Annotated in this window: 19 protein-coding genes and 1 tRNA gene; 7 read left to right on the top strand and 13 right to left on the bottom strand. The window is 56.1% G+C overall.

What is annotated here, in order from left to right; translation table 11 throughout:
* Nucleotides 1-86: 86 nt before the first annotated feature.
* Both P1X16_RS16855 and P1X16_RS16850 read right to left on the bottom strand, forming a co-directional pair.
* Nucleotides 87-623, bottom strand: coding sequence for a GNAT family N-acetyltransferase (locus P1X16_RS16855; RefSeq protein ID WP_277231311.1), 537 nt, complete (start codon nt 621-623; stop codon nt 87-89).
* A 77-nt stretch (nt 624-700) separates the two neighbouring features.
* Nucleotides 701-934: a hypothetical protein gene (locus tag P1X16_RS16850; RefSeq protein ID WP_277231309.1), complete on the bottom strand. Its 234-nt coding sequence runs from the start codon at nt 932-934 to the stop codon at nt 701-703.
* 161 nt (nt 935-1,095) lie between these two features.
* On the opposite strand from P1X16_RS16850, the gene P1X16_RS16845 reads away from it, so the two are divergent.
* From P1X16_RS16845 to P1X16_RS16835, 3 genes are all read left to right on the top strand, one after another.
* Nucleotides 1,096-1,168 (top strand) — tRNA-Gly (locus P1X16_RS16845).
* A gap of 288 nt (nt 1,169-1,456) precedes the next feature.
* Entirely contained in the window at nt 1,457-1,738 is a 282-nt protein-coding gene (locus P1X16_RS16840; protein WP_277231307.1) for a hypothetical protein, read from the top strand.
* 183 nt (nt 1,739-1,921) lie between these two features.
* Complete coding sequence (locus P1X16_RS16835) at nt 1,922-2,245, top strand: DUF3861 domain-containing protein (RefSeq protein ID WP_277231306.1); 324 nt, start codon at nt 1,922-1,924, stop codon at nt 2,243-2,245.
* A gap of 26 nt (nt 2,246-2,271) precedes the next feature.
* Here P1X16_RS16835 and P1X16_RS16830 read toward each other — a convergent pair whose 3' ends face one another.
* The 8 genes from P1X16_RS16830 to P1X16_RS16795 all read right to left on the bottom strand — a co-directional run bounded on the left by P1X16_RS16830 (nt 2,272) and on the right by P1X16_RS16795 (nt 16,517).
* A complete protein-coding gene (locus P1X16_RS16830) occupies nt 2,272-3,066 on the bottom strand; it encodes an alpha/beta hydrolase (RefSeq protein WP_277231304.1) in 795 nt (264 codons plus the stop codon).
* A gap of 499 nt (nt 3,067-3,565) precedes the next feature.
* Entirely contained in the window at nt 3,566-4,504 is a 939-nt protein-coding gene (locus tag P1X16_RS16825) for a glycoside hydrolase family 16 protein (RefSeq protein WP_277231302.1), read from the bottom strand.
* A gap of 173 nt (nt 4,505-4,677) precedes the next feature.
* A complete protein-coding gene (locus tag P1X16_RS16820) occupies nt 4,678-7,839 on the bottom strand; it encodes a glycoside hydrolase family 2 TIM barrel-domain containing protein (RefSeq protein WP_277231301.1) in 3,162 nt (1,053 codons plus the stop codon).
* A 214-nt stretch (nt 7,840-8,053) separates the two neighbouring features.
* Entirely contained in the window at nt 8,054-10,543 is a 2,490-nt protein-coding gene (gene galB, locus P1X16_RS16815; protein ID WP_277231299.1) for a beta-galactosidase GalB, read from the bottom strand.
* Between the two features lie 173 nt (nt 10,544-10,716).
* Nucleotides 10,717-12,204 carry a TlpA disulfide reductase family protein gene (locus P1X16_RS16810; RefSeq protein WP_277231297.1) on the bottom strand — a complete coding sequence of 496 codons (1,488 nt, stop codon included), beginning with the start codon at nt 12,202-12,204 and terminating at the stop codon, nt 10,717-10,719.
* 205 nt (nt 12,205-12,409) lie between these two features.
* Nucleotides 12,410-13,384: a family 43 glycosylhydrolase gene (locus P1X16_RS16805; protein WP_277231296.1), complete on the bottom strand. Its 975-nt coding sequence runs from the start codon at nt 13,382-13,384 to the stop codon at nt 12,410-12,412.
* 226 nt (nt 13,385-13,610) lie between these two features.
* Complete coding sequence (locus tag P1X16_RS16800; protein WP_277231294.1) at nt 13,611-15,500, bottom strand: beta-galactosidase family protein; 1,890 nt, start codon at nt 15,498-15,500, stop codon at nt 13,611-13,613.
* Nucleotides 15,501-15,503: 3 nt separating this feature from the next.
* On the bottom strand, nt 15,504-16,517 hold the full coding sequence (locus P1X16_RS16795) for a glycoside hydrolase family 43 protein (protein WP_277231292.1): 1,014 nt from the start codon (nt 16,515-16,517) through the stop codon (nt 15,504-15,506).
* Nucleotides 16,518-16,847: 330 nt separating this feature from the next.
* On the opposite strand from P1X16_RS16795, the gene P1X16_RS16790 reads away from it, so the two are divergent.
* Nucleotides 16,848-18,098 carry a DUF2264 domain-containing protein gene (locus P1X16_RS16790; protein ID WP_277231291.1) on the top strand — a complete coding sequence of 417 codons (1,251 nt, stop codon included), beginning with the start codon at nt 16,848-16,850 and terminating at the stop codon, nt 18,096-18,098.
* Between the two features lie 55 nt (nt 18,099-18,153).
* On the opposite strand, the gene P1X16_RS16785 is transcribed toward P1X16_RS16790, so the two are convergent.
* The gene (locus tag P1X16_RS16785) at nt 18,154-19,305 is read right to left on the bottom strand and encodes a glycerate kinase (RefSeq protein ID WP_277231289.1); all 1,152 of its coding nucleotides are present in this window, start codon (nt 19,303-19,305) and stop codon (nt 18,154-18,156) included.
* A gap of 106 nt (nt 19,306-19,411) precedes the next feature.
* Nucleotides 19,412-19,846 (bottom strand): DUF2809 domain-containing protein, encoded by a 435-nt coding sequence (locus P1X16_RS16780; protein ID WP_277231287.1) that lies wholly within the window; start codon nt 19,844-19,846, stop codon nt 19,412-19,414.
* A gap of 334 nt (nt 19,847-20,180) precedes the next feature.
* On the opposite strand from P1X16_RS16780, the gene P1X16_RS16775 reads away from it, so the two are divergent.
* The 3 genes from P1X16_RS16775 (at nt 20,181) to P1X16_RS16765 (ending at nt 22,543) form a co-directional block, all read left to right on the top strand.
* On the top strand, nt 20,181-20,945 hold the full coding sequence (locus P1X16_RS16775; RefSeq protein WP_277231285.1) for an oxygenase MpaB family protein: 765 nt from the start codon (nt 20,181-20,183) through the stop codon (nt 20,943-20,945).
* 200 nt (nt 20,946-21,145) lie between these two features.
* The gene (locus P1X16_RS16770; protein WP_277231283.1) at nt 21,146-21,754 is read left to right on the top strand and encodes a GDSL-type esterase/lipase family protein; all 609 of its coding nucleotides are present in this window, start codon (nt 21,146-21,148) and stop codon (nt 21,752-21,754) included.
* 60 nt (nt 21,755-21,814) lie between these two features.
* A complete protein-coding gene (locus tag P1X16_RS16765; RefSeq protein ID WP_277231281.1) occupies nt 21,815-22,543 on the top strand; it encodes an alpha/beta hydrolase-fold protein in 729 nt (242 codons plus the stop codon).
* Between the two features lie 21 nt (nt 22,544-22,564).
* On the opposite strand, the gene P1X16_RS16760 is transcribed toward P1X16_RS16765, so the two are convergent.
* Nucleotides 22,565-23,344, bottom strand: a complete 780-nt coding sequence (locus P1X16_RS16760; RefSeq protein ID WP_277231279.1) for a DUF4369 domain-containing protein — start codon at nt 23,342-23,344, stop codon at nt 22,565-22,567.
* Nucleotides 23,345-23,355: the final 11 nt, after the last annotated feature.

Genomic DNA, 23,355 nt, shown 5'->3' with positions numbered 1-23,355 from the left:
GGCAGGATGATACAACACCCAAAGGTAAAGCCGGAAGTGAAACTAGGCTTGGCCCCTTGTGCCAAGCCGGGCAATGGTGCTTTCTGCTACAACCCTTTTCGCATAATCAGATCGGTCTGCTGGTCGGTACCAACCATGAATTCATGCTGCCCAATCACTTTGAACCCGAAGCGGCGGTAAAACTCAATAGCTCGGTTATTCTTTTCCCACACCCCCAGCACCACCGAGCGGCAGGCCTTCTGCCGAGCCTCTTCTATGGCCCGCCGCATCAAGGAAGCTCCCAAGCCTGTGCCAATCCAATCCTCTCGCACATATAGCCGCTCGACCTCAACGCGTTGGTCAGTTGCTTTGCCGGGCTCTACTCCTAGCGTCGAGTTGAAATGAAGCTTGGCATATCCTACCAACTCTTGGTTCAAGCGGGCCAACAAAAATACCGTGTCAGCATTTTCCAGCTCTGCCAATTGCTTTTCGGGGCTGAAATTGGCAGCTAGGTAAGCCGCCATATCTTCCGGGCGGTTGTCGGCGGCAAAAGTTTCCTGAAAGGTTTGATGGCCTAATGCAGCAAGTTGGGTTGCTGTGGCCTCGTTGCGACGAGCAATGGTGATAAGGAGCGGAGACGTCATAGTAACGCAAATCTACACAAGGCATCGGAGCTAGATGCTGCCACCCTTGTGCCGGCAGCAACAACCACTTGGTTTCTCTACACTCTACTGCGCCTAGCCATACTCCAGCCAAAGCGCAGGAGCAATACCCCGCCAATTAATAACAGCAAACTGAACACCAGTTCGCGGTTGTAGAGCGCGGCAACACCTGTTTGCTGGTACAGGTAATACGTAACGCCAATGCGCAGAGCCAATGCTACGAGTAGCATAAAACCAGCCAACATATTCAAACGCCCCACGAGACGGCGTGTAACGGGAGGAAGCGGAGCCATAGAATCGAAATTGGTGAGCAAAGCAGCCGGTCCTTATACGCCGACAGGTTTAAACTAGTAAACGTGCTCCTGAATTCCCCAATTCAGAAAGAACTATCAGCTAGAAACCAAGATGCGTTGCAAATTGATTTCCGCAACGTATTTTTGCTTCACCATACCCCGCGAGAGTAGCTCAGTTGGTAGAGCATCAGCTTCCCAAGCTGAGGGTCGCGAGTTCGAGCCTCGTTTCTCGCTCATTTTGAATCAGCCACTTATGCCCTGCATGAGTGGCTGATTTGTTTTATGCGTTGCCGCCATTTTGCTCCTGTTCAGTGAACTCCACTGCTAATGAGCCGCTACGCATCTAGCTGAACACTAGTACATAACCACTAAGAACACTGCCCACATTTTTCGGGCTGTAGGCGCAACTGAGGCTAGGGAACGGCGTACCACTAAGCGGCACGTTTCGGCAAGAGTTGCTGACGCTAGCCAACTACTTGGCCTCGTGTTGGCCACTTTTCACCACCCTTACTTTTTGCGATTATGTCTAAGCAATCAGGAAAACGCAGCCAACATGACCCCAAGGCTGGACCAAACGCCAATACCAAAATCAGCAACCAGTCGTCGGAGCAGGCGCAGCACGCTGGTTCTATCGAACACGACCGCTCGGTGCGGAGCGGCTTACCAGGCCAAGCCAGCCAGCCGCATATAGCCACAGACGAAAACATGAATAGTCGGGTAGCCGGCGACATGGAAAGCGGCACCGGCCTGAATGCTCCTAGTGACAAAGGCAACACTCGCAAAGGTCAAGGCCAGACCAACTAATTAGTCAGCGGTAGGTCTTGCCGCTAGCATCCAGTAGCAAGGCCTGCAGTACGGCTTTTCTCACGAAGGAAGCTGGCCAGAAGTAAACATTTGTTGCCCTGCTTAGATCCTCTAAGTAGGGCAACTTTTTTTGCTACTATCAGCAATTAACCCGCGTTATCTAAACGCACTTCAAAACCCTTTATGGCTAAACGCGCCCACCATTACCGCCTACGCCTCGAACATCTCACTGCCGCGGCCCCCGACTACCCTACACACTCGCCGCTGGAACTGGAATTCGATAACCACGACGATATTTTTCAAATCATTGAGCGGCTCAATAGCCGATCGTTGTTTGCGGAGCCGGGCCAAGCCACTGAGTTTGCTATTGGGCTCAAGCTGTTCAGTGAAGTGATGCTTAAGAACCGCGAAAACCCGCTGTTCGCAGAGTTTCGGCCGGCTTTCAGCGAGTTTATGCAAAAGCTCAAAAGTGGAGCCAACCCTACCGAGGAGAAGTCCACCACCTGATTGCCTTTCAGTACAGGCTAGGCCGGCTAGTTGTCTTGAGCCAAAAAGGATTCCATCGCGGCTAGCGTTTCCATGGGGGCGCTTAGGTGTGGGCAATGGCCAGTGGCTTGCATCATGACCAAAGTAGCTTGCGGCAGATGGTTGAGCAGGTACTCGCCAACTTCCGCAGGAGCCGCCACATCTTGCGTGCACTGCAACAACAACGTGGGAACCTGCAAATGAGGAAGGTCGGCCCGGTTGTCGGCAAAAAAGGACACCTCCGCAAAGTGCCGAGCAATACTGCAATCGGTCGTGCAGAATTGGGTAGCCAGTTCTTGGGACACCGTGGCGGGGGTGGTTGGTCCCATGAGCAAGGCCGCAAACAAATCAGCCCACCCATTGTAGTCGGTTTCCATCAGGTGGAGCAGCTGATTCATATCTTCTCGGTCGATGCCCCCGTGGTAGCCGGGCTCATTGATGTAGTAGGGCGAGGGCGCCACCATCACAATCCGAGAAAAGAGTTGAGGAGCCTTAATAGCAGCCAGCAGTACAATCATGGTGCCTACGGAGTGGGCTACTACCGCGGTTTGCTTCAGTCCCAGCGCCTGACAAATCTCAATGACATCCTGGGCATACCCGCTGAGGGTGGCGTACTTCTGGGGATCATACGCGGTGCGGTCCGACCCACCCGAACCCACCTGATCGAAAAGGATAAGCTGATAGCGCGCGGACAATGCCGGAACCATATAGCGCCAAATACGCTGGTCGCAGCCAAAGCCATTACACAAGAGCAACGGCGGCTTCCCCTCTCCTATCACCGTTACGTTGTTGCGCAACAGCACGGGATGTTTAGTTGAAGCCGATGAGGAATTTTGGCTTTGACTAGAGGAGGAAGTAAAGAACTCTGGCATAAATAACTACAAGTGGTTGCCCGCAATTGAGCGGTCAATAGCAACCCCAAAAATAATGCTCTTTCTAACCTTAAACCCGACTGTTATAATAATATACAGTTTTATCCCACTTAAATCAGGATATATACGGAGTGTCTTCTAATTAGCTCAGTGCAAATGCATCTATTGCTACCTAAGGCTTTTGAAATCAAAGAATAAGTATCGTTATACTACACTCAAAAACCTTGTATAAAGCGTCTTACAGTCGTGCTAAGCGTGCTTTTATACTGACAATAAGAAAGTTTTCAAATTGATCTTTATTATTTTATTTATAAATATTTCCGGAATAATTAAACATAAAACTGCTTATGCTCCATTTAACTATTACTGTATAGCTTGCACGGCAGGTATGCACCTTAGCTGTGTGTTCAGGCCGTTTTCTGCGAGCTTGTTACTGCTGATACACACGCACATAGTCGACCTCGAAACGGTTGGGGAAACTTGTAGTACCTAAGTCGCCGCCGTTGTCGCCGCCTAGGGCAAGGTTAAGGAGAAGATAGTGGGGCTGCTGCATGGGGTTAAGGCCCGTGCCGTCTTGGTTTACGGTTTCAGTTAAGGGCACCTCGTTCAACAGTAAATCATCTACATAGAGGCGGATGAACTGAGCGTCCCAATCCATGCGCCAGACATGAAATTTCTCGGCCCACTTGGGGTCCTGAAATTCGGTTATTGGCTTGGTGGCGCTGTGCCATTTGGCTGTGTAGGGTTTGTCGGTGCCCGTGGCAACATTGGCTAGGATCTTACCCTTGTAGTACTCCATGATGTCGATTTCACCATTGGATGGCCACTGTCCGGCCACGCCTAGCGTCCAGAAGGCTGGCCACAGGCCAGCACTGGTATTGATGCGGCCGCGCATCTCGAAGCGGCCGTATTGCCAACTATGCAAGCCGTTGGTGTTCAAGCTGGCCGCGGTGTAGTCGATGGTGGGGCGGTTGGTTTTCCAGTTGCTGCTACCAGCCTGGTAATTGGGGTTAGGGAGTTTATCCTGCCGGGCTTCGATGATAAGCAGCCCATTTTCGCAACGGGCATTATCAGGCTGGTACCATTGCAGCTCGTGGTTGCGCACAAAGCCGTTCTCGTACTTCCAGTTCTGGGCATCCGGGCGCCCGTTGGTATTGAACTCGTCAGCCCACACCAGCTTCCAGGGTTTAGCTGAAGATGGCTCTTGTTGCAGCGGGGTAATCTGCCGTTTAGGAGAGGTAGCGCTGTCTTTAGCGTTAAGGGCCTTCCCGTAGCTTACCAGCCGCTGCGCCCCACTAGGCAGCGGCCAGCCCAAGCTGCCAAGCAACACACCCACAAGCAGAAAGGAGGCGAAGCGAGAAGCACCCATCGGGAGACAGAATATATTTTAAAGGGCCGTCGTACCCCAACTTCGAATAGAACCTGGAGGCGCAGGACTGTCGGCTTCCTTAACCCGGGGAACAATTGAACAATCCACTGCCATGGTAAGAGTCACTACCGTGGCGCGGGCCGGGCAGCAGGCTGAGAATAAGCTCGATTCTCTTACGGCTGAGGCGCTTTTTCGTCTACCAGGCGCATGGTGTAGCTGTAGGAATACGTCTTGTCGAGTAGGCGGTACTGCTCGTGGGGTAAGGCACCCCAGCTGTTGTCGCCGCCTACGCCGCGCTGCTTCAGATCCACTTGCACGAACACCTGGTTGCGGGGCTTGATGTCGGTAGGGTGCTGCTGCTTTTTAGTTAGGCCGGGGTCGAGGTCTTCGGTGCGGTACGGGAGGGCGCTAAAGCAGATGGGTTGCTGCTGGCCTTCGAGGCGCAGACCCAAGCCGCTGGCATTGGTGAGACTCACCCAACGGATATCGGTGTGGTAACCGTTTTCCTGCGGTCGGATGTAGTTGCGCGTGAATTGCCCCGCTACCGAATCTTGGTACGTGCCCAAGAAGGCGGCGGTGTTTCGGTCGCTGTAGTTTTCCCAAGGGCCGCGGCCATAGTAGCTGATGCGGTTGAAACGGCGGGGCAGTTCTAGCCGCATGCCAAAGCGCGGTAGTTCGGGCAGCTCTTTGCCGGTCATGTCAATGGCGGCCGTTACTTGCACCGCGCCGTCGCCACCTATCAGATAGTTGATGGTGTAGGGCACCCCAATATCGGTGAGCAGGTATTCCACCTTGATAGGTAGCCCGGTGGCCGACTGCTCCCCTACTGTTACGCTTTGCACCTTACGGGCGGCGTGCGCGGTGCGCCACACGCTTAAGGTTTGCTGCATACCACTGCCAAAATCGTTGTCGGTGGGGGCGCGCCAGAAGTAAGGCTCGGGGTAATTGCCGACCACTTGCTGGTCGCGCAAACGGTAGTCGACCAGCCGGCCTTGCTTGGTATTGAACTCTCCGCGCACGTCGCCAGCCGTGAAGGTGAGCTTGTCGCCTTCGCGCTTTACTTGCAGACTGCCGGTGCCAGCGGGCTTGGTGGCGGTGAAAAGAGTAGCCGCGGGCGTCAGCACGAACTGTTCGCGGGCTACTTCGTGGCCAGCAGGCACCAGGGGGCCGGCGGCTTTGGTTTCAGCAAATACGTTGAGCACGTACTCGGTGCCGGGCTGGCTAGGCATGGCTGGCAGCGCTACTTTAATTTCTTTCTGCTGTTGTGGCGCCAGCTTCACATCGAATTTGCCTTGCTTGACCATCGTGCCGTTGCGGAGCAGTTCCCAGCGGAAGTTGTACCGGTCGAGGTTGATGAACGAGAAGCCGTTGATTACCGTGATGCGTCCTTCGGCAGGTTTAACGGCGCTGAAACGAATATCCTGGTACACCTTTTTCACCTCAAGCAAACCCGGGTGGGGCGTGCGGTCGGCAGCCACGAGGCCGTTGGCGCAGAAGTTCTCATCGTTCTGAAGGTGGTAGCCGCCCAAGTCGCCGCCGTAGGCGTAGAACTTGCGGCCATCGGGGGTGCTGGTTTGCAGGCCCTGGTCGACCCAGTCCCAGATAAAGCCGCCCTGCATGTGGGGTTTGCTCCGAATCAAGTCCCAGTACTCTTGGAAGTTGCCGTTGCTGTTGCCCATGGCGTGCGAGTATTCGCACATGATAAAGGGCCGCTTTTTGTCGGTGGCGTTGGCATAGGCGCGCATCGAGTTCATGCCGGGGTACATGGGGCACACAATGTCGGTATCCCAATCTTCGCCGGCTTGCTCGAACTGCACGGGGCGGCTTGGGTCACGTTGCTTCATCCACTTGTAGGCATCGTGAAACACAGGCCCATTGCCGCACTCGTTGCCCATGCTCCAGATAATCACCGAGGGGTGATTTTTGTCGCGCTCCACTACCCGCTCGATGCGGTCCATGTGCGCCGGGGCCCACTCGGGCAAGTAGGCAGGGTGTACGGTTTTGTCGAAGCGGCCTTGCAGCTCGGCGCCGTAGCCGTGGGTTTCAATGTTGGCTTCATCCACCAAGTAGAACCCGTACTCGTCGCAGAGCTTGTACCAGAGTTCGTGGTTGGGGTAGTGGCTGGTGCGCACCGCGTTGATGTTGTGCAGCTTCATCAGCTCCAAGTCGCGGCGCATGCCAGCCTCGGTTACCACACGGCCGGTGGTGGGCTCCAGTTCGTGGCGGTTCACGCCGTGCACTTCTACCGGCACGCCATTTACGAGTAGTTGTGCGTTCTTGATTTCCACTTTCCGGAAGCCAATCTTACTGCCCGTAATGGCCAGCGGCTTGCCTTGCGCGTCTTCCAGCGTGAGGCGGCACTGGTAGAGGGTGGGCGTTTCAGCGCTCCACGGCCGCACATTCTTGACGCTGCCACTCACCTTCACGGTTTGTAGGCCGGCCGCACCGGGCGCAGGCACGGCCTGCTGCTGCCGCAGTACGGTCTTGCCGTTGGCGTCCAGCACTTCCACCGTTACGCGGCCCGGCGTGCCCGCCGCAGTGGCGAAGTTGCGCACCGTTACGTCGGCGATGAACTGGCCTTGGCGGTAGCTCGGGTCGAGGTCGGCATGGACGAAGAAGTCCCAAATGGTTTGCTTCGGCAAGCTGTAGATAGCCACGTCCCGGTCGAGGCCAGAGAGGCGCCAGAAGTCTTGATCTTCGAGGTAGCTGCCGTCGTGCCAGCGGAACACCTGCACGGCCAGCGAGTTTTCACCCGGCTTCAGATACTTGGTTATATCGAATTCGGCCGGCGACTTGGCCACCTTGGTCATGCCCACGCGCTGTCCGTTCACATACACCACGCCGTAGCCCGAAATAGATCCGAAGTTGAGCAGCACCTCGCGGCCCGCCCACCCGGCTGGCACCGTGAACGTGCGCCGGTAGGTACCCACCGGGTTGTCGCGCCCGTCGATGAAGGGCTGGTTCTTCGGGAACGGGTAAACGATGTTGGTATAGATTGGAGTGCCATAGCCCTGAATTTCCCAGTTCGATGGCACCTTGATGTTCTTCCAGCTGGCGTCGTTGAAGGTTGGCTGGTAGAAGTCCTGCGGCCGGTCGGCGGGTCGGGGCACGTAGTTGAATTTCCAGTCGCCGTTGAGCGACTGATAGTAGGGCGAGCGGCGGTAGTCGTCGGCGACAACGTCGGCGGGCTTCTCGTACACCATAAAGCTGGCGTGCGGTTTTTCTTTGTTCTGCTCGAACACCCGCGGGTTTTCCCACTCGTTGGGCGCGGATTGGGCAGCGGCCAACCCACTAACAAAAACGAAGGCAGCCGTAAGAAAGCGAGAATCAATCATGGTGGGCGGGAAGGAGAAAGGACAGCACAACACAACAAGCCAGGACGGCAAAGCCAATTCCCTGGCGCAATAGCAACAATGCAATACTACCCACTGCCCCGCAGTACGAGGGGGTGTATTTCGGTAGAATACCGGGTATGAATTCGTCTCGGTGCCGTACGTCGCTGCTGGACCTCAACCGTCGAGCAACTGCCATACAACATTTGTTTGCCTGCTACTTTGCCGCTACTCCTTGCGACTTCAAACGTAGCACGCCGCTCTTCAGTCCTTTGCTTGACACCTTTAGCTGCACGTCGCCGGCTTTGTCGGTGGTTTCCACTACGGCCACCAGCATCCCCTGAAAGGCTTTCATGGTGGGCATGTGGAACAACTCTAGACTGGTAGCGTCGCCGTTGGCTACGGCCCGAAAACGGCCCGCCCCGCTGACGGCGAACTGCAATTGGTTGGTGGCGGTGGGGCACAGGTTGCCTTGGGCGTCTTCCACCCGCGCTGTCACGTAGGCCAGGTCCTGACCGTTGGCAGTGAGGGTGGTGCGGTCGGCGACTAGCTTGATGTGGTCGGGCTTGCCAGCGGTGCGTACTTCTTCGGTGGCTGCTTCTTTGCCTTGGGCATCGTAGGCCACTACTTTGATGGTGCCGGGCTCGTACTTCACATCGTTCCACATCAGGCGGTAGCGGGTTTGGGGGCTGGCCGAGGGGCTTTTGGTTTGGCGACCCATGCTCTTGCCGTTCACGAACAGCTCGGCCGAAGGGTAGCTGGTGTAGCAGAACACGGGCGTGGTTTGGCCCTCGCGGCCGGGCCAGGTCCAGTGCGGCAGCAGGTGCAGCGTGGGCGCGGCGGTGTTCCAGCGGGAGCGGTAGAGGTAGAACCGGTCTTTGGGCAAGCCCGCCAAATCCAGAATACCAAAGTACGAGCTGTGCGAAGGCCAGTTCTCGTCGTAGGGCGTAGGCTCGCCGAGGTAGTCGAAGCCGGTCCACACAAATTCCCCGATAACGAAAGGCAAATCATCTTGCTTCACAAACTCCTCGTCGGGCGTCTGTGACCAGTTGCACACCTCTAGATCGTAGGACGAGGATTGTTGGTTGGGGTACTTTTTCTGCTTGGCCCCGACCACCGGAAACTCATATATCCCCCGCGAGCTAACCGTCGAGGCCGTTTCGGTGCCCAAGATAAAGCCCTGCGGCAGCTTGTCGTTGGCTTGCTCGTAGCGGGCGGGCTTGTAGTTGAAGCCTGCTATGTCGAGCACCGAGGCGAAGTTATTGTTGATGGCCGCGTCGATGCGGTCCATGCCCACCGTGACGGGGCGGGTTGGGTCTTCGCGGTGCACAATGTCTTGCAGACGCTTGGCAATCTTGTTGCCGCCGGGCGCGCTCTGGTCGGGCACCTCGTTGCCGATGCTCCACATGATTACCGAGGGGTGGTTTCGGTCACGGTGTACCATGTTCACGAGGTCCTTCTCGGCCCACTGGTCGAAATACTGGCTGTAGCCGTTCTTTACCTTGGGCGTCTTCCACTCGTCGAACGACTCCACCATCATCATGAAGCCCATTTCGTCGCACAAATCCACCAGTTCCGGAGCCGGCATGTTGTGCGAAGTTCGGATGGCGTCGCAGCCCATGTCCTTGAGCAAGACCAGCTGCCGCCGCAGCGCCGCCGTGTTGATGGCCGTGCCCAAAGGGCCCAGGTCGTGGTGGTTGCACACGCCCTTGAACTTGCGCGCCTGCCCATTCAGGGAGAAGCCTTTGCCGGCCTCGAACTTAAACGAGCGAAATCCGAACCGGGTGCTGTACTCGTCTTTGAGTTGCTCGCCGGCATACAGCTTGGAGTGTGCCGTGTAGAGCACCGGCGTTTCCGGCGACCAGAGCTTGGGCGTTTTCACCACTAGCTCCTGCTGAAACTCCTGGTTGTCGGTGGCAGCTAGTGGGGTGCTGGTGGTGGCTAGCACTTGCCCGGCGGCATCCCGGATTTCGGTTTGCAGCCGCAGGGGCTGCGTGGCCCCGGCCGGCGTTTCCACCCTGGTACGAAGGTTGACTTTGCCGAACTCAGCACTGATTTCGGGCGTAGTGAGGTAGCTGCCCCACACCGGAATGTGCACGTCGTCGGTTACGATGAGGTGCACATTCCGGTAAAGGCCGGCACCGGGGTACCAGCGCGAGGCTTCAGCTTGGTTTTGTAGACGTACGGCCAGCGTATTGTTGTTGCCGGGCTGCAGGAAGGAGGTAATGTCGAAGGAAAACGAGTTGTAGCCGTAGGGCCAGTTGCCAACTTCCTTGCCATTCACAAAGACGTGCGCGTTGCTCATGGCGCCATCAAAGAGCAGCACGGCGCGCTTGCCCGGCACAAACCCCGGCACCTCCAGCTTCCGCCGGTACCAGCCCGTCCCGATAAAGGGTAGTCCACCGGTCCGGCCGGCTTTCAGGGTAGCAGCCTTCTCGTTGTTCTGCTCGATTTTCACTTCCTGCAAATCGTTGCGGCCATCAAAGGGGCCGTAGATAGCCCAATCGTGAGGCACGCGCACGGTTTGCCAGCTGGCATCTTTAAAGCCAGGAGTGGCAGCTTCGGGTGTGTCGCCTTTCTTGAACTTCCAGTTGGTGTCGAGCAAATACTCTTGCCGGGCTTGCGCATTCGCTTGAAAAGCAACCATCAGTGAGAGCAGACAACTAGTTACGCTACCAAAAGCGCGGCGCGGAAAAGTGAGTTTCATAGTGTACAGATATAGGACAAGCAGGCCTAGCAAGGCGCGGCACCCTCCTTTTGTGTCAGATAGGATTTGGGTGGAAAGGTGCAACGATTCAACTACATCGGCACCCGGTACCTACCTGCTTGGGGGTACCATAGGCAGAGTAGGCAGCTATTGGCTGACCAATCATACCTGTCTTAACGAGCTAAAAATGTGGCGACGTGCGTCTTGAGCTCCGGGTCATCGGGGCGAGGTGCTTCGGCGTAGCGCATGATGCCGTATTTGTCGAGCAAGATATAGCGCGGGATGCTGGTTACCCCAAAGCGCTTCACAAACCGAGCCGTCTTGTAACTCGTGAAGCGGTATTGCTCCACGTTTTTGGGCAGATGCTGCGTGGTGGCGCGTTGCCATTTTAAAGCATCTTCATCGATAGAGACATAAATGAAGGTTACTGGCTTGCCTTGATAGTGCTGCCGGAGAGCAGCCGAGGCGGGCATTTCCATTAGGCAGGGCAAGCACCAACTCGCCCAAAAGTCGAGGTAAATAACCTTGCCACGGTGCTTGGCTAACAGTTGAGCTAAAGTTGTTTTCTGACCACTAGGGCCAATGAGGGTGTCGGTGTTGGTCAGCTGTTGGTCGGGCATCACCAAGGTCAGCTGATCCTGGCCGGTCAGGCTGCGCACGAAGCGGCTTTCCGGCATCATCCAACTGCGATAGTCTCTCACTAGGTGCGGTTGAGGCCTGCGGATGCGCTTCGCGTTGTACAGCAGCGAATAGCATGTCCATTCTTTCTGGTTGCCCGTGTATTCACGCTTAGCCAATGCGTACAAGGTGCTGCGTGTGGCTGCTTTACCTTGGGCTAAGGCTAGGTATTCCAGGAAGTCCTGGGCTACGGATACCCTATGTTCTGAAACAGACAAGGGCAGAGCCTGTAGGTAACGAAGCCGCCGAAACTGCGCCAGCACGGAGTCTTGATACACAACTGGAAATACCTTTACAGTTCCTGGAGCTCTATACTTCCGTAGCGAACTGGGTATGTTTATAGAAGTTGCATAATACAGTTCCTGATAGCTGTTACCCCGCAACAGGAAAAGAAAAGTTTGCAGTTGTAGCTCACGGGTAAGCGCGGCCACAACCATGGGCCGCACACCGGGTGTATTACGCAACTCAGCCAGCAACTCGTCGGTAAGCTGCCGCCCTTCCTGCCATTGGCTCATCAACTCGTCTAGCGTTGGCGGCAGGTTAAGTGAATCACCTAAATGAGATTCGTACCACGGATCGAGGTTAATGACATTGTGCCAAATTCGGTCGTAGAATTTCAATTCGGCTGCGTACTCCCCGGAAAAGGTGTAGGTGTTTGTGGCTTCTTCGCGACGAACCGTCACTACGTCACCGGGCCAGACGAGCAGCGCGGGCTTCTTTTCCAGTATTCGGTCACTTCTATGGGCAATGCGGACGTTTATCTGATCGAAGGAGTTTTCATCGAAAGCTACGTGAAGTGTGTCACCTGGTTTGACAGCCTCGCTTTTGTCCTTGCCAAGAATGTCCGTATAGTAAAATGGAATCGACTTTTCGTCGCGGGCGCTTTGGTTGATGATGAGCGCTTCTTTTCGCTGGGCGTAGCTGCTGGCTATTGATGCTGCAGAAACCAGAATAGCGAGAATCAACCGTTGGATGGCGCGCATATAAAGCTCCTTCTAAAGCCTATAAATCAACGTAGTAGCAAAGGCAATATAGTGCTTTGTCTAAGGCAACAAGAACTAGCTCTTACTGTTGCTGCATCAAGGCTTCCTACACCTGCTCTGGCACCGCACCAAGGACCAAGGACCAAGGAGAGGTACAGACCTCAGGTGATTAGAATGGCACCACGCTATTCAGAATCAACATTGTTCATGGGCGTACAGGTGCAACCTGCTTGGCCTTCGTGGGTTTCACTGCCTCGAACACATCGACGGGCAGGATATTGCCTTGCGTGTCGAAGCGCATGGGCGAGAGGCAGGTTTCGCGGTTGTAGCCGTTGCCACCCGGAATTTTGAAGCGGTGATACGCTATTACCCACTGGTCGGTGCCGGGTACTTGCAGCACCGAGTGGTGGCCGGCACCTTTCACTACGCCTCTCCCCTTCAGTACCGGATTGCTGGCGGCTTTGGTGAACGGGCCCATGGGCGAGCTGGAAGTGGCATAGGCCACGGAGTAGCGCGGGTCACGGGTGTCGTACTCCGACCACATCAGGTAGTACTTGCCTTGGCGCTTGAACACGAACGAGCCTTCATTGTAGCCCGGTGGCTTGAACTCCACTACGGCCGCCGGGTCATAGGATACCATGTCTGCGTTCAGCTTCACGATGTGGCATTGCCCTTGGCCCCAATAGAGGTAGGCAGCGCCATCATCGTCAACCAGTACCATGGGGTCAATCATCTGGCCTTTGAAAGCGGCTTTGGCCACTAACGGCTTGCCGAGTGGGTCTTTAAAGGGACCTGTCGGCTTATCAGCTACCGCCACGCCTATGCTTTGCGCAGCCGAGTAATAGTAGTAGTACTTGCCGTTTTTGCTGGCAATGGCCGGGGCCCACGCCCGCTGGGTGGCCCACGTCAGGTCGCGCGGTAAGTCCAGAATAACGCCCTCGTTCTTCCATCTCACCAAGTCCTTCGATGACCAGCACGTGAACGAGGTGGACAGCCAGCCTTCCGTACCATCGGTGGTTGGATACAGATAGTAGGTACCACCAAACGCCGCCAGATGCGGGTCGGCATAGACGCCGGGCAGGGCGGGCGCCGGGGCATGCAACGTATCAGAGGCAGCCTGCTGGGCAATACTTCCGGTGAATGGCCAGCACGCAACGAGCAATAAGAAACATAAACGCATGGCGGTAAATGTAAGCAAAGCCGTGAACGCACAGTGATACGTTGGCCGTTGTTTCGCGTCCGTTTATAAGTGCGGAGCCGCGTTATGCCGTCACCCCCCCGGCCCCTCCCCTCCGGGAGAGGGGTGCCAGACGACTGAGCGGCAGGCCAAAAGCTTTAGACAGTAAGCTATTAGTTCCGTTAGAACGCACCCCTCTCCCGGAGGGGAGGGGCCGGGGGTGGGGTATTTAATTCTTGCGGGCTTCGCCATCGGTTTTCACCACATCTAGAATGGGCTTGTCCAGGCCGGCGAGTTTGTCTTGCTGGGGTTTTAGCAGTTCCAGCACTACCACTTCGTTGGTTCCTTTCTTAAGCCATTCGGCGGGCACGTACACGGTTTGCTGCGGACCTATTTCCCAATAGCGGCCGAGGTTGTGACCATTCAGCCACACGCAGCCTTTGCCCCACTGGCTCATGTCGAAGTAGGTGTCGGCAGGTTTGGTGATGGTGAAGCTGCCACGCCGCAATACTGGGCTGTTGTCGTTGGGCGCAATCTTGCCAGCAACTCTAGAAGTTGCCGTAACGCTGGCGAAGGGCAGGCGGAAGTGCTGCCAGTTGGTGAGTTCGGTGCCGGCAAAAGACACTCGTTCGGTGATGCCTTTGCGGTTTTGGTTAAGGAAAGGCCCGAAGTTGAGGCGGCCTAGGTTTTCCACCAGAATATCGAGTGTGACCGTGCCTTTGGGCAGCGTTAGCTCCACTTGGTCTTGCCCGAGGCGACGGTTGAGGGTAGCTACGCGCTGGCCGTTCACCATCACCACGCCATAGTCGCGCAGGTCTTTGATGCTGAGTGTTCCCTTGCGCCCACCGGCTACCTCGGTGCGGTAAAGCACAAAGCCATAATCTTGGTTAAGCGCCTCGAAACTCTGCGGCTTTGCATTCACAATGGGTTTGGGCAGATCGGCCAGTAGGCTGGTAGCCGAACTCATATTGATGGCCGGAATGCGTATGGTGGGCTTGGCGGGCGGTACCGGGGGCAGCTTGGCGCCCTTCGGCAGGTGCTTCTCGATTACGCGACGGAAAGCCATGAACTTGGGGGTGGCGTTGCCAGCCTCGTCGAGCGGCGCGTCGTAGTCGTAGCTGCTGATCTGGGGCTCGAACTTGGTGTTTTCGCCTTTGTAGTTGGCGCCGTTCATGAAGCCGCGGGTGGTGCCGCCATGAAACATGTACATGTTGATGGAGATACCTGCCGCCAGCACCGAATCGAGGCGGGGCGTGTACTTCGAAGCGGGCACCGTGTGATGCGGAGTGCCCCACCAGTCAAACCAGGCTGGGTACCATTCGGCAATGTAGAACGGACCTTTGCCGCCGTGGTAGGTCCGCACCAGCTGCTTGACCTTACGCGGATCGTCCCAGCCGTTCACGGCGGGCAGCAGCCCCGGCAAGTGGCCTTCTTTCACTTTCTCGCCAGGGTCGCAGGTATAGAGCAGCCCATCGAAACCGGCCTCCTTGAACATCTTCCGGTTCAAGGCCAAGTAGTCTTTGTCGCTGGCGTAGAAGCCGTACTCGTTTTCCACTTGCACCATCAGCACCGGCCCACCGTGGTTGACTTGCAGCGGCGCCAATTGCTTGGCTACTTCCTTCAGATAACGGCCGTAAGCGGCAATGTACTTCGGGTCTTTGCTGCGGACCACCAAGCTTTTGTCTTTTTGTAGCCAGTAGGGGTAGCCGCCAAATTCCCACTCAGCGCACACGTAGGGGCTGGGCCGTAGCACCACCCACATGCCTTCCTCCTGCGCAATCTTCACGAAGGCGGCAATGTCGTTGTTGCCCGTGAAATTATACTTGCCGGGCTCGGGCTCGTGCAAGTTCCAGAACACGTACGTGCCGATGGTGTTCAACCCCATGGCCTTGGCCATTTTCATGCGGTGCCGCCACGCCTCGCGCGGAATGCGCGGATAGTGCAGCTCGCCCGAAATCATCTGGAATGGCTTGCCATCAAGCAGAAAGTTTTCGTCTCCCAAAGTGAAGGTGTGCTTGGCCGTGCTGGCTCTAACTTTGGCCTTGGTTTGGGCCTGCGCTGCCGGATTCAGGGCCAAGCTGCTTAGCAGCAACGCGCCTATCAGGTACTTATGTGTCATGCTCTACAATTGTTTGCTGAAGTGCCCCAGGTCCCACTGCGCCATCCAGTCGATGGTGGGCTGGCCGGCCTTGAACTGCACGGGCAGCCATAGGTAGCGGCTGTCTTTCAAGTCTTTCGGATTCCACCGGTCGGCCATGAAGATATACGCATCTTTCTTACCCGGGACTGGCAATACATAGGTAGATTGTCCGCCATAGGTGAGCTTGGCGTTCGGGCCGGTCATGGGGTCGCCGAGCAACTGCCAGGGCCCAAACAAGTTATCGGCCACGTGCAGCGAGGCCTCGTTGGGCGCCCAGCCGGTGCAGCCACTGGTAATGAGGTAGTACTTCCCGCCTTGCTTGAACACTGCGGGGGCCTCGCGGTGCTTGGCAAACAACAACGTATCCTGCGGGGTGGGCGTGAGGAAGTCGGCAGATAGCCGGGCCAGGCGCAGGTCGTAGTTTTCGCGGCTGGAGTAGATGTGATAGGCAGCGCCATCATCGTCGACGAACAAGCCCATGTCGCGCGACATATGGCCGTTGGGCCGGAAGCTGCTCACGTACCGAAACGGGCCGGTGGGCTTGTCGGCTACGGCCACGCCGGCGCGGGCGGCTTTGCAACCTTGGCCTTTCAGTTCCAGGTGAAACCACATCACGTACTTGCCGGTCTTCTTGTTGTAAATCACCTTGGGGCGTTCCATCAGGCAGCCAGCGGCAATGTCGCTCTGCGCATCGGTGGCGGGCGTGAGGGCCACGCCTTCGTATTTCCAGTTGTAGAGGTCTTTCGAGGAATACACATTCACGCCCTCTTCCTGGTGCTGCGCCCGTTTTTCGCCGTACCAATAGTACGTATTGCCCACCAGCAGCACGCCCCCACCGTGGGCGTTGATGAGGTTGCCGTCGGTGTCGTACCACAGCTCGCCGGGCTTAAACGCGGTATTCTTTGCCTTAGAAGGCGAAGTTGCCGTTTGGGCGTTGACCACTGATGCCGTCATGCTTAGGCTAAATCCAAGCAGGAATAGAAAAAGCTGTTTCATAGGAAGAGGACCTGCAAAGCAGACGCCCAGGGTAGATGTGCACAGGACATGTGGCCGAACAGCGCAAGCAATAGCCACTACGGATTACGTAATCAGGATAGTTAAAATAGGCATCTGATTAAAAACTACCCCTTATTCCCTGAATATATCCCCCAATTTCTGTTGGCTTCCGGCTACTATTGCGGCTACGGTGTTGCTTGCCCATCCGCTCTTCTCCTTTCCGCTATGCCTGATAACTCCCGCTTCTTACAGTCTCTCACGAATGGCACTTACTTGCTGGCGGGCTCGGAAGTTATTGAACTCAAGTAGCCCACTACGGTGCTAATCCTTATGAAAAGACGCTCCTTTGTAACGCAGGCCGTTACTGGCCTTTCCGCGCTGGCCTTGCCCTCGCCAACTTGGGCTACGCCCGATCTGGCGGCCACTACAGCCTCGGCCAAAGTCTCGGACCGGACCTATTGGCTGAACACCCTGCTTCGGGTGGTTGACCCGGTGCTGGGAGCCGCCGCGAAAGCGCAATTGAAAGCTGCCATGCCCATAGAAGCCGCTCCCGGTCAGCAGGAAGGCCGCCACAGCGTGTCGCACCTGGAGGCACTGGGCCGCACGCTCGCGGGCTTAGCCCCCTGGCTAGAACTTTCGGGCGCCACCGGCGACGAGCTAACACGCCAAAAACGCTATGCGGAGCTGGCTCGTCAAGCTATCAGCCACGGGGTAGACCCTACATCACCGGATTTTCTGAATTTCAATCAGGGCGGCCAACCCGTGGTGGACGCTGCTTTTCTGGCGCATGCCTTACTGCGGGCGCCCACGCAGCTTTGGAATCAATTGCCGGCTGCTACCCAAACACAGCTGGTGCAGGCGCTACAGAGTAGCCGCGTCATCAAGCCGGTGTATAGCAATTGGCTGCTGTTTAGCGCCATCATTGAGGCGGCACTACTGAAATTCACGGGCTCCGGCGACCTAATGCGCATGGACTACGCCATCAAGCAGCACCAACTTTGGTACAAGGGCGACGGTACCTACGGCGATGGGCCCGATTATCATTGGGACTACTACAACAGCTACGTCATTCAGCCCATGCTGCTCGACGTGGTAGCCACGCTGGTGCAAGCCGGCAAGGAGCGCCAAGAGCTGCTCGATACCTTGCGCGCCCGCGCCCGGCGCTATGCCGTTGTGCAGGAGCGTCTCGTTGCGCCCGATGGGTCGTTTGCGGCGTTTGGCCGGTCGTTGGCCTATCGGTGCGGCGCGTTTCAGCACCTGGCCCAGATGGCGCTGCAACAGCAACTCCCGCCGGAATTACCAGCCGGCCAGGTGCGCAGCGCCCTAACGGCCGTTATCCGACGCACCATGGAGCCGAAGGGTACTTTCGATGCGCAAGGCTGGCTACAGATAGGCCTGTGCGGGCATCAGCCCGGTATTGGCGAAACGTACATTTCCACCGGTAGCCTCTATCTGTGTTCCACCGCCTTTCTCCCGCTGGGCCTCCCTCCTACCGACGCCTTCTGGACCAGCCCCGCGCAGGACTGGACTGCCAAGCAAATCTGGTCGGGACAGAACGTGAAAACCGACCACGCCTTGTAATCTAGCCCCATGCCGTGAGCAGTTGTTGGTTGCACTAAAGGCCTAGCTTTTCAGCTTACTCATGGCCGCAGAACTTCCAATTCCGGCTTAGCAGACGCCCTAGTAGCTTGCCTTGGGTTTCCAGCAGCTCCGGCGTACGCGCCAGGGCGTCGGCTAGTGGCAAGGGCTCTGGCAGGATGGAGGTGGCGTAGAGTACGTTGGGGTCGGCTAGCACGGCGTCCGCGTTGTGTAGGGTGCCGCATACCAGCATGACTGGCACTTGGTAGTGGGTGGCTAACGCGAGCAGCCGCGCCAACAGCTTGCCTTGCCAGGTTTGAGCATCGATGCGGCCTTCTCCGGTAATGAGCAGGTCGCTGGCTTGTAGCAGGTCGGCCACCCGGGTGACGTCCAGAATCCAATCGGCGGCGGAGCTGATTTCGGCACGTAAAAAGCAGGCGGCCCCGCCACCCATACCGCCACCGGCCCCACTGCCAGGGAGTTGCTGCAAATCCACGTTGAAAGTGCTGTGCAGCAGGGCAGCAAAATGACGCATCCCCGCATCGAGGTGGGCAATAGTGGCTGTGTCTGCTCCTTTCTGAGCGGCAAATACGTGTGCTGCCCCCATTGGGCCGTGGAAGGGGTTGGTCACATCGGTCACGACGCGGCACGACACCTCAGCTAGGCGCGGGTGAACTTCACGGGAGTCGATGCGACGGATGCGCGCTAGGTTTGCCCCAATGGGTGGTACAGGCTCGTTGTTTTCGTCATAGAATATATAGCCTAGCGCCGTGGCCAACCCTACGCCCGCATCATTGGTGGCACTGCCGCCTACCGTCAGCACTAGGTGGCGGGCCCCGCGGGTTAGCGCATCGGCTACCAGCTCGCCGGTGCCAAGCGTAGTGGTTTGGCTGGCATCACGCTCCGCGGCCGTAAGCTTTTCCAAACCCGAAGCCTGGGCCATTTCTACTACGGCGGTGGCCGTAACTGGTAGCCACAAGTAGTGGGCTTGCACAAGGCGAAACAACGGGTCGTGCACAGTGCATTCTATGAACTCCCCGCCGAGCACGGCGGCCAACGTTTCGAGGGTACCTTCGCCGCCGTCGGCTAGCGGCAGCAACTGGCAATGCGCTGCCGGAAAGGTTTCCTGCAAACCACGCCGCAGATGTTCACAAACTAGCGGCGCAGCCAACGAATCTTTGAAAGAGTCTGGCGCAATCAGGATGTTCATAGGCAGTAAGCAGAGTGGAATTTCTTGCTAACCCAAAGGCAGAGAAGCCAACTCATGATAGGCAATTTAGAGGGGCGGGACTTCCGCCGCTGAAAAGCCATGCTAGTTACTGCTGCTTGCGCAAGACAACACGCTCGAAGCCATACCCACATGCCACACCCACACTATAGCAAAGAAGGTCGCTCCATAGGAAGCCATGCCCGAGCACCAAGCTGCCTGGTGTAGTGTTGCGGAGTGCGTCGAGCCAGGGTGCGTGGTAGAGTTGGCTGGTTTCAATAAGGAAGGCAAACAGTAGCGCCCAGCCTGCAACACGCCTGCTAGTCCAGTCTGGGCAGCAGAAGCCGAGCAGCCAGAAAACCAATAAGGCCCACAGTGTATCACCGGCATAAGCGGCCACTAGTGTGGGCAAAGCAAAACCGTATTTGCGAGAAGCCAAGCCTAGCAGAATAGTCAAGACTATTAACACCGCATAGACTTTCTTACTGCGCATGCGCTCTGCTTGATGGCGTGGTTGAGGGTTGGTTTGAAGTGGAATGGCCATAGAGAATCGGGAGAAGGCGTAGCACGAGCCCTAGCTGATGCTGAAGCAGTTTTGGCATATCGCCTGGCCGTCATGCTTGTTACAGAAGAGTTTGGGCAGCCTCTCACTAGGCTTTGCGCTTACCATCTGGAACTGAAAACAAGTAAAAGAACGAAATACACATATTTACTTTGCAATACAAAGTACTCTGAATAAATTTGCAATTATATGGTCTTCCTCAAAACACTCAGGTGGTCTACGATCGGAGTGAAGGCAACTTTTGCGGTCTTCTGCTTTGTATTTACTGCGCGTAGGCTCTGCTTCTATTTAAGGTCTACTTCTCAACTCTACTTCTATGGAATACTTTGTGGCGCAAGGGTCGGTAGTGCGCGAAATCTGGGGCAAGGCTGATACTGTGCTATTTATTTTTGCCGGAGCAGCGGCTGAGTTTGCCTTAAACAAGGCCGTCGACTGGCTATACTTCACGGGCAAGCTGCCAGCCGACCCATTGGCCCGGCTGTTTTCCACTGTCGACTATGCCCGACAGATTGTATTTGCTGAGCGCGCCGGCGCCGAGCGCGCTATTGATACTATTGCGGCTATTCACGGGGCCGTGGAAGCCAAACGCGGTATGGCTATTCCCGATTGGGCCTACCGCGACGTGCTATTCTTGCTCGTCGACTACTCGATTCGGTCGTTTGAAGTGCTGGAACGCCCGCTAACCAGCACCGAAAAGGCGGAGGTGTACACCGTATTTCGGCAGGTAGGCGCCCGGATGGGAGTGCCAGAGCTACCGGCCACCTACCAAGAGTGGCTCCCGATCCGCCAGCAGCACTTGGCCCAGAACCTGGAGCACAGCCGCTATACCGCCGACTTATACCAGCAGTATCGGCGACACTTGGGCGGCTTGCGCTACGAGTTACTGTTGCAAGCGCAGCGCCTCGTGGTGCCCCAGCGCGTCCGGAAGATGCTCAAGCTTGGTACCCGCACGTGGCTGCCGCTGCTGTTGCCTCTCTATCGTCATACTCAGCACTTGGCCCTCAGCAAGTGGGCAAAAGCGGGCCTGCTGCCCACTGCTTACAAAGACCGAATCTTGGCGCTAGACTATCGGCCTTCTTAAAGTAGCGGCAACAGAGCGTCTCTATTTATAACATTCGCGTAAAGACTACCCTGCTCCTTTTCCCGACCTTTGCCTTGCTGTGTACACTTTCATTGACAAAGCGAAGGTTGGCTGGCCACTTGCTGAACCTTACATTTAGCTACGCACACGGGCATTACGCACAACAAGCTCCTGCGCGTAGCACTTTCTATAGGTAATCAATGCAGTGGTATCAGGAAGAAATAAGACAGTTGGAATCGAGGCCCGTGGTGCAGTCGGAACTGCCAAAGGTGGTCTTCTATGGCAGTTCATCCTTCACGCGCTGGCAGGAGCTAGAACGTTCTTTCCCGCAGGTACAAGCCGTTAACTTAGGATTCGGCGGCTCCACGCTGGCAGCTTGCGCCTGGTTTTTCAAGCGAGTGGTGCCCCGCCACAAGCCCGACATGCTGGTGCTGTACGCTGGCGACAACGACCTTGGCGACGGCCGCACCCCTGAGGAGGTAGTGCTTTTCTATGAGCAGCTTACACATTGCGTCAAAACCAGTTTGGGCGACATTCCGGTTTGCTTTGTTTCAATCAAACTCAGCCTTGCGCGGTTACACTTACGGGGCAGCATTGAGTATGCTAATGCCTGCATTAGCCGGCTAGTAGCCCATCAAGGCCCGCCCCTTTACTACCTCGACCTATACTATCCCATGCTCGACGAGCGGGACAACCCCAAACCCATCCATTACGAAGCTGATGGCCTGCACTTGTCGCCGGAAGGTTATGCCGTGTGGCAGCAGGAAATCAGCGCCCAACTAGACCGAATGCTGTTAGCTAAACAGTAGTGGTTGCCAGGCGGGCACAGGCTTATTTGGTATCGTATCAACGAAAAGTTTGCTCAGCTGATGCACCGCAAGTACCACGAATGGGATAGTGCAGCGCTGGGCAGGCGCATGGAATTGCTGGTTTTCGGAGAAACGGGCGCGCGGGTGCTGCTGTTTCCCACCCGCAAAGCGCGTTTCTACGACTACGAGAATTGGGGGGTGGTCGACGCGTTGAAACCCAAAATCGAGCGTGGTTTTCTGCAACTCTATTGCCTAGACAGCATTGACGCCGAAAGCTTATACAATTTCAACAGCCCTCCCGTCGACCGAATCCGTCGGCACTTGCAGTATCAGCAGTACGTTCTGGAAGAGGTACTGCCCATGAGTGAGGCCAACAACCCAAGTTCTTTCTTGATAGCCGCCGGCTGTAGTATGGGCGCTTACCATGCCGTCAATCTTTCGTTTCGGCACCCCAACTTGTTTGGCAAGGTGGTAGGCATGAGCGGCCGCTACGACCTGACGCAGGGTATGGCCACGTTTCAAGACCTGTTTCAGGGCTACATCGACGAAAACGTGTACCTGAACACGCCCAACCGGTTCATCCCCAACCTCGCCGACGAGTTTTACCTCTCTCAGCTTCGGCGCCTGGAAATCACGCTGGCCATCGGGACGGAGGATGCTTTTCTGCAAGACAATCTGTTTTTGAGCGAACAGCTTCAACAGAAAGGCATTTCCAATCAGCTCTACATCTGGGAAGGCGAAGCCCACAACCCGTCGGCATGGCGCCACATGGTTGACTTGTATTTGTAGCGGTGTTGAAGTCGACAGCTTTTATTTCAGGTAACTATCCAACTGCTGACGCAACATTTTTCCATACACGCTCCGCTGCAACGAGTCTGGCATGGCATAGTAGTAGCGTTTGAAGCGGCTGGCGCTAGCCATATCCACTTCTTTATCCATGGCATATAAAGCTACTATTGACGAGGGGTGCTGCTGCACAAATAAATCAGCAGAACGCGTCAGATAAGCCTTGAAACCACTGTCATAACGCTTCACCGAATCCGCCCATTGGGCTATTAATGCTTGATTGCCCGAATCAAAGGTTTGCGTCATCTTGGCCACCACCAAGTCCTTGCCAAGGAAGTATTGATTCCACAAACTGTCTCGAAGGACTAGATAGGTTTCCAAGTCCTGTTGCAGGGGAGCAGTGGAAATAACTTGAGCCATTCGTAGGTGTGACCCGGTATTGACACCCTGATACAACCGGCGAAATTTAGAAACGAGCCGAAGATTAGGAGTCGCTGTAATCTTCACCGAATCGGCTGGCAAGTACACCTTGACGTTGTAAACAAGCTTTTGGGGCCTATTCAGACAGTACACAGTATAAATTCCAGCGCTATCAACCTGACCAGTCAATAAAAACCGCCCATTAGAGCTTTGAGCACTGTTAATGGCTTTATACGTACCAGCATCAGCCTTCAAATACGCCTTACAATCAACACAACCCGGAATCTCTAACCGGATGGCATAAGTAAGAACTGGTTGTGAACTGCAACCTGTAAATAGGAGCAACTCACAAAGCACAAGCCCTAAGAGTAATGTGTTGCGCATCAGCTCAAGGT

It is taken from the genome of Hymenobacter sp. YC55 (assembly GCF_029433095.1).
In the GTDB taxonomy this organism is placed as follows: domain Bacteria; phylum Bacteroidota; class Bacteroidia; order Cytophagales; family Hymenobacteraceae; genus Hymenobacter.
The sequence above is the reverse complement of the archived record's forward strand: the minus strand, read 5'-3'. Positions and strand labels throughout refer to the sequence as shown.

Excerpts from the sequence above, each read along its gene's own strand:
- P1X16_RS16765 (WP_277231281.1), top strand. The coding sequence starts at position 21,815 with ATGCACCGCAAGTACCACGAATGGGATAGTGCAGCGCTGGGCAGGCGC.
- P1X16_RS16805 (WP_277231296.1), bottom strand. The coding sequence starts at position 13,384 with ATGCGTTTATGTTTCTTATTGCTCGTTGCGTGCTGGCCATTCACCGGA.
- P1X16_RS16790 (WP_277231291.1), top strand. The coding sequence starts at position 16,848 with ATGAAAAGACGCTCCTTTGTAACGCAGGCCGTTACTGGCCTTTCCGCG.
- P1X16_RS16770 (WP_277231283.1), top strand. The coding sequence starts at position 21,146 with ATGCAGTGGTATCAGGAAGAAATAAGACAGTTGGAATCGAGGCCCGTG.
- P1X16_RS16850 (WP_277231309.1), bottom strand. The coding sequence starts at position 934 with ATGGCTCCGCTTCCTCCCGTTACACGCCGTCTCGTGGGGCGTTTGAAT.
- P1X16_RS16795 (WP_277231292.1), bottom strand. The coding sequence starts at position 16,517 with ATGAAACAGCTTTTTCTATTCCTGCTTGGATTTAGCCTAAGCATGACG.
- P1X16_RS16835 (WP_277231306.1), top strand. The coding sequence starts at position 1,922 with ATGGCTAAACGCGCCCACCATTACCGCCTACGCCTCGAACATCTCACT.
- P1X16_RS16785 (WP_277231289.1), bottom strand. The coding sequence starts at position 19,305 with ATGAACATCCTGATTGCGCCAGACTCTTTCAAAGATTCGTTGGCTGCG.
- P1X16_RS16780 (WP_277231287.1), bottom strand. The coding sequence starts at position 19,846 with ATGGCCATTCCACTTCAAACCAACCCTCAACCACGCCATCAAGCAGAG.
- P1X16_RS16810 (WP_277231297.1), bottom strand. The coding sequence starts at position 12,204 with ATGCGCGCCATCCAACGGTTGATTCTCGCTATTCTGGTTTCTGCAGCA.
- P1X16_RS16760 (WP_277231279.1), bottom strand. The coding sequence starts at position 23,344 with ATGCGCAACACATTACTCTTAGGGCTTGTGCTTTGTGAGTTGCTCCTA.
- P1X16_RS16775 (WP_277231285.1), top strand. The coding sequence starts at position 20,181 with ATGGAATACTTTGTGGCGCAAGGGTCGGTAGTGCGCGAAATCTGGGGC.
- galB (WP_277231299.1), bottom strand. The coding sequence starts at position 10,543 with ATGAAACTCACTTTTCCGCGCCGCGCTTTTGGTAGCGTAACTAGTTGT.
- P1X16_RS16855 (WP_277231311.1), bottom strand. The coding sequence starts at position 623 with ATGACGTCTCCGCTCCTTATCACCATTGCTCGTCGCAACGAGGCCACA.
- P1X16_RS16800 (WP_277231294.1), bottom strand. The coding sequence starts at position 15,500 with ATGACACATAAGTACCTGATAGGCGCGTTGCTGCTAAGCAGCTTGGCC.
- P1X16_RS16825 (WP_277231302.1), bottom strand. The coding sequence starts at position 4,504 with ATGGGTGCTTCTCGCTTCGCCTCCTTTCTGCTTGTGGGTGTGTTGCTT.
- P1X16_RS16820 (WP_277231301.1), bottom strand. The coding sequence starts at position 7,839 with ATGATTGATTCTCGCTTTCTTACGGCTGCCTTCGTTTTTGTTAGTGGG.
- P1X16_RS16840 (WP_277231307.1), top strand. The coding sequence starts at position 1,457 with ATGTCTAAGCAATCAGGAAAACGCAGCCAACATGACCCCAAGGCTGGA.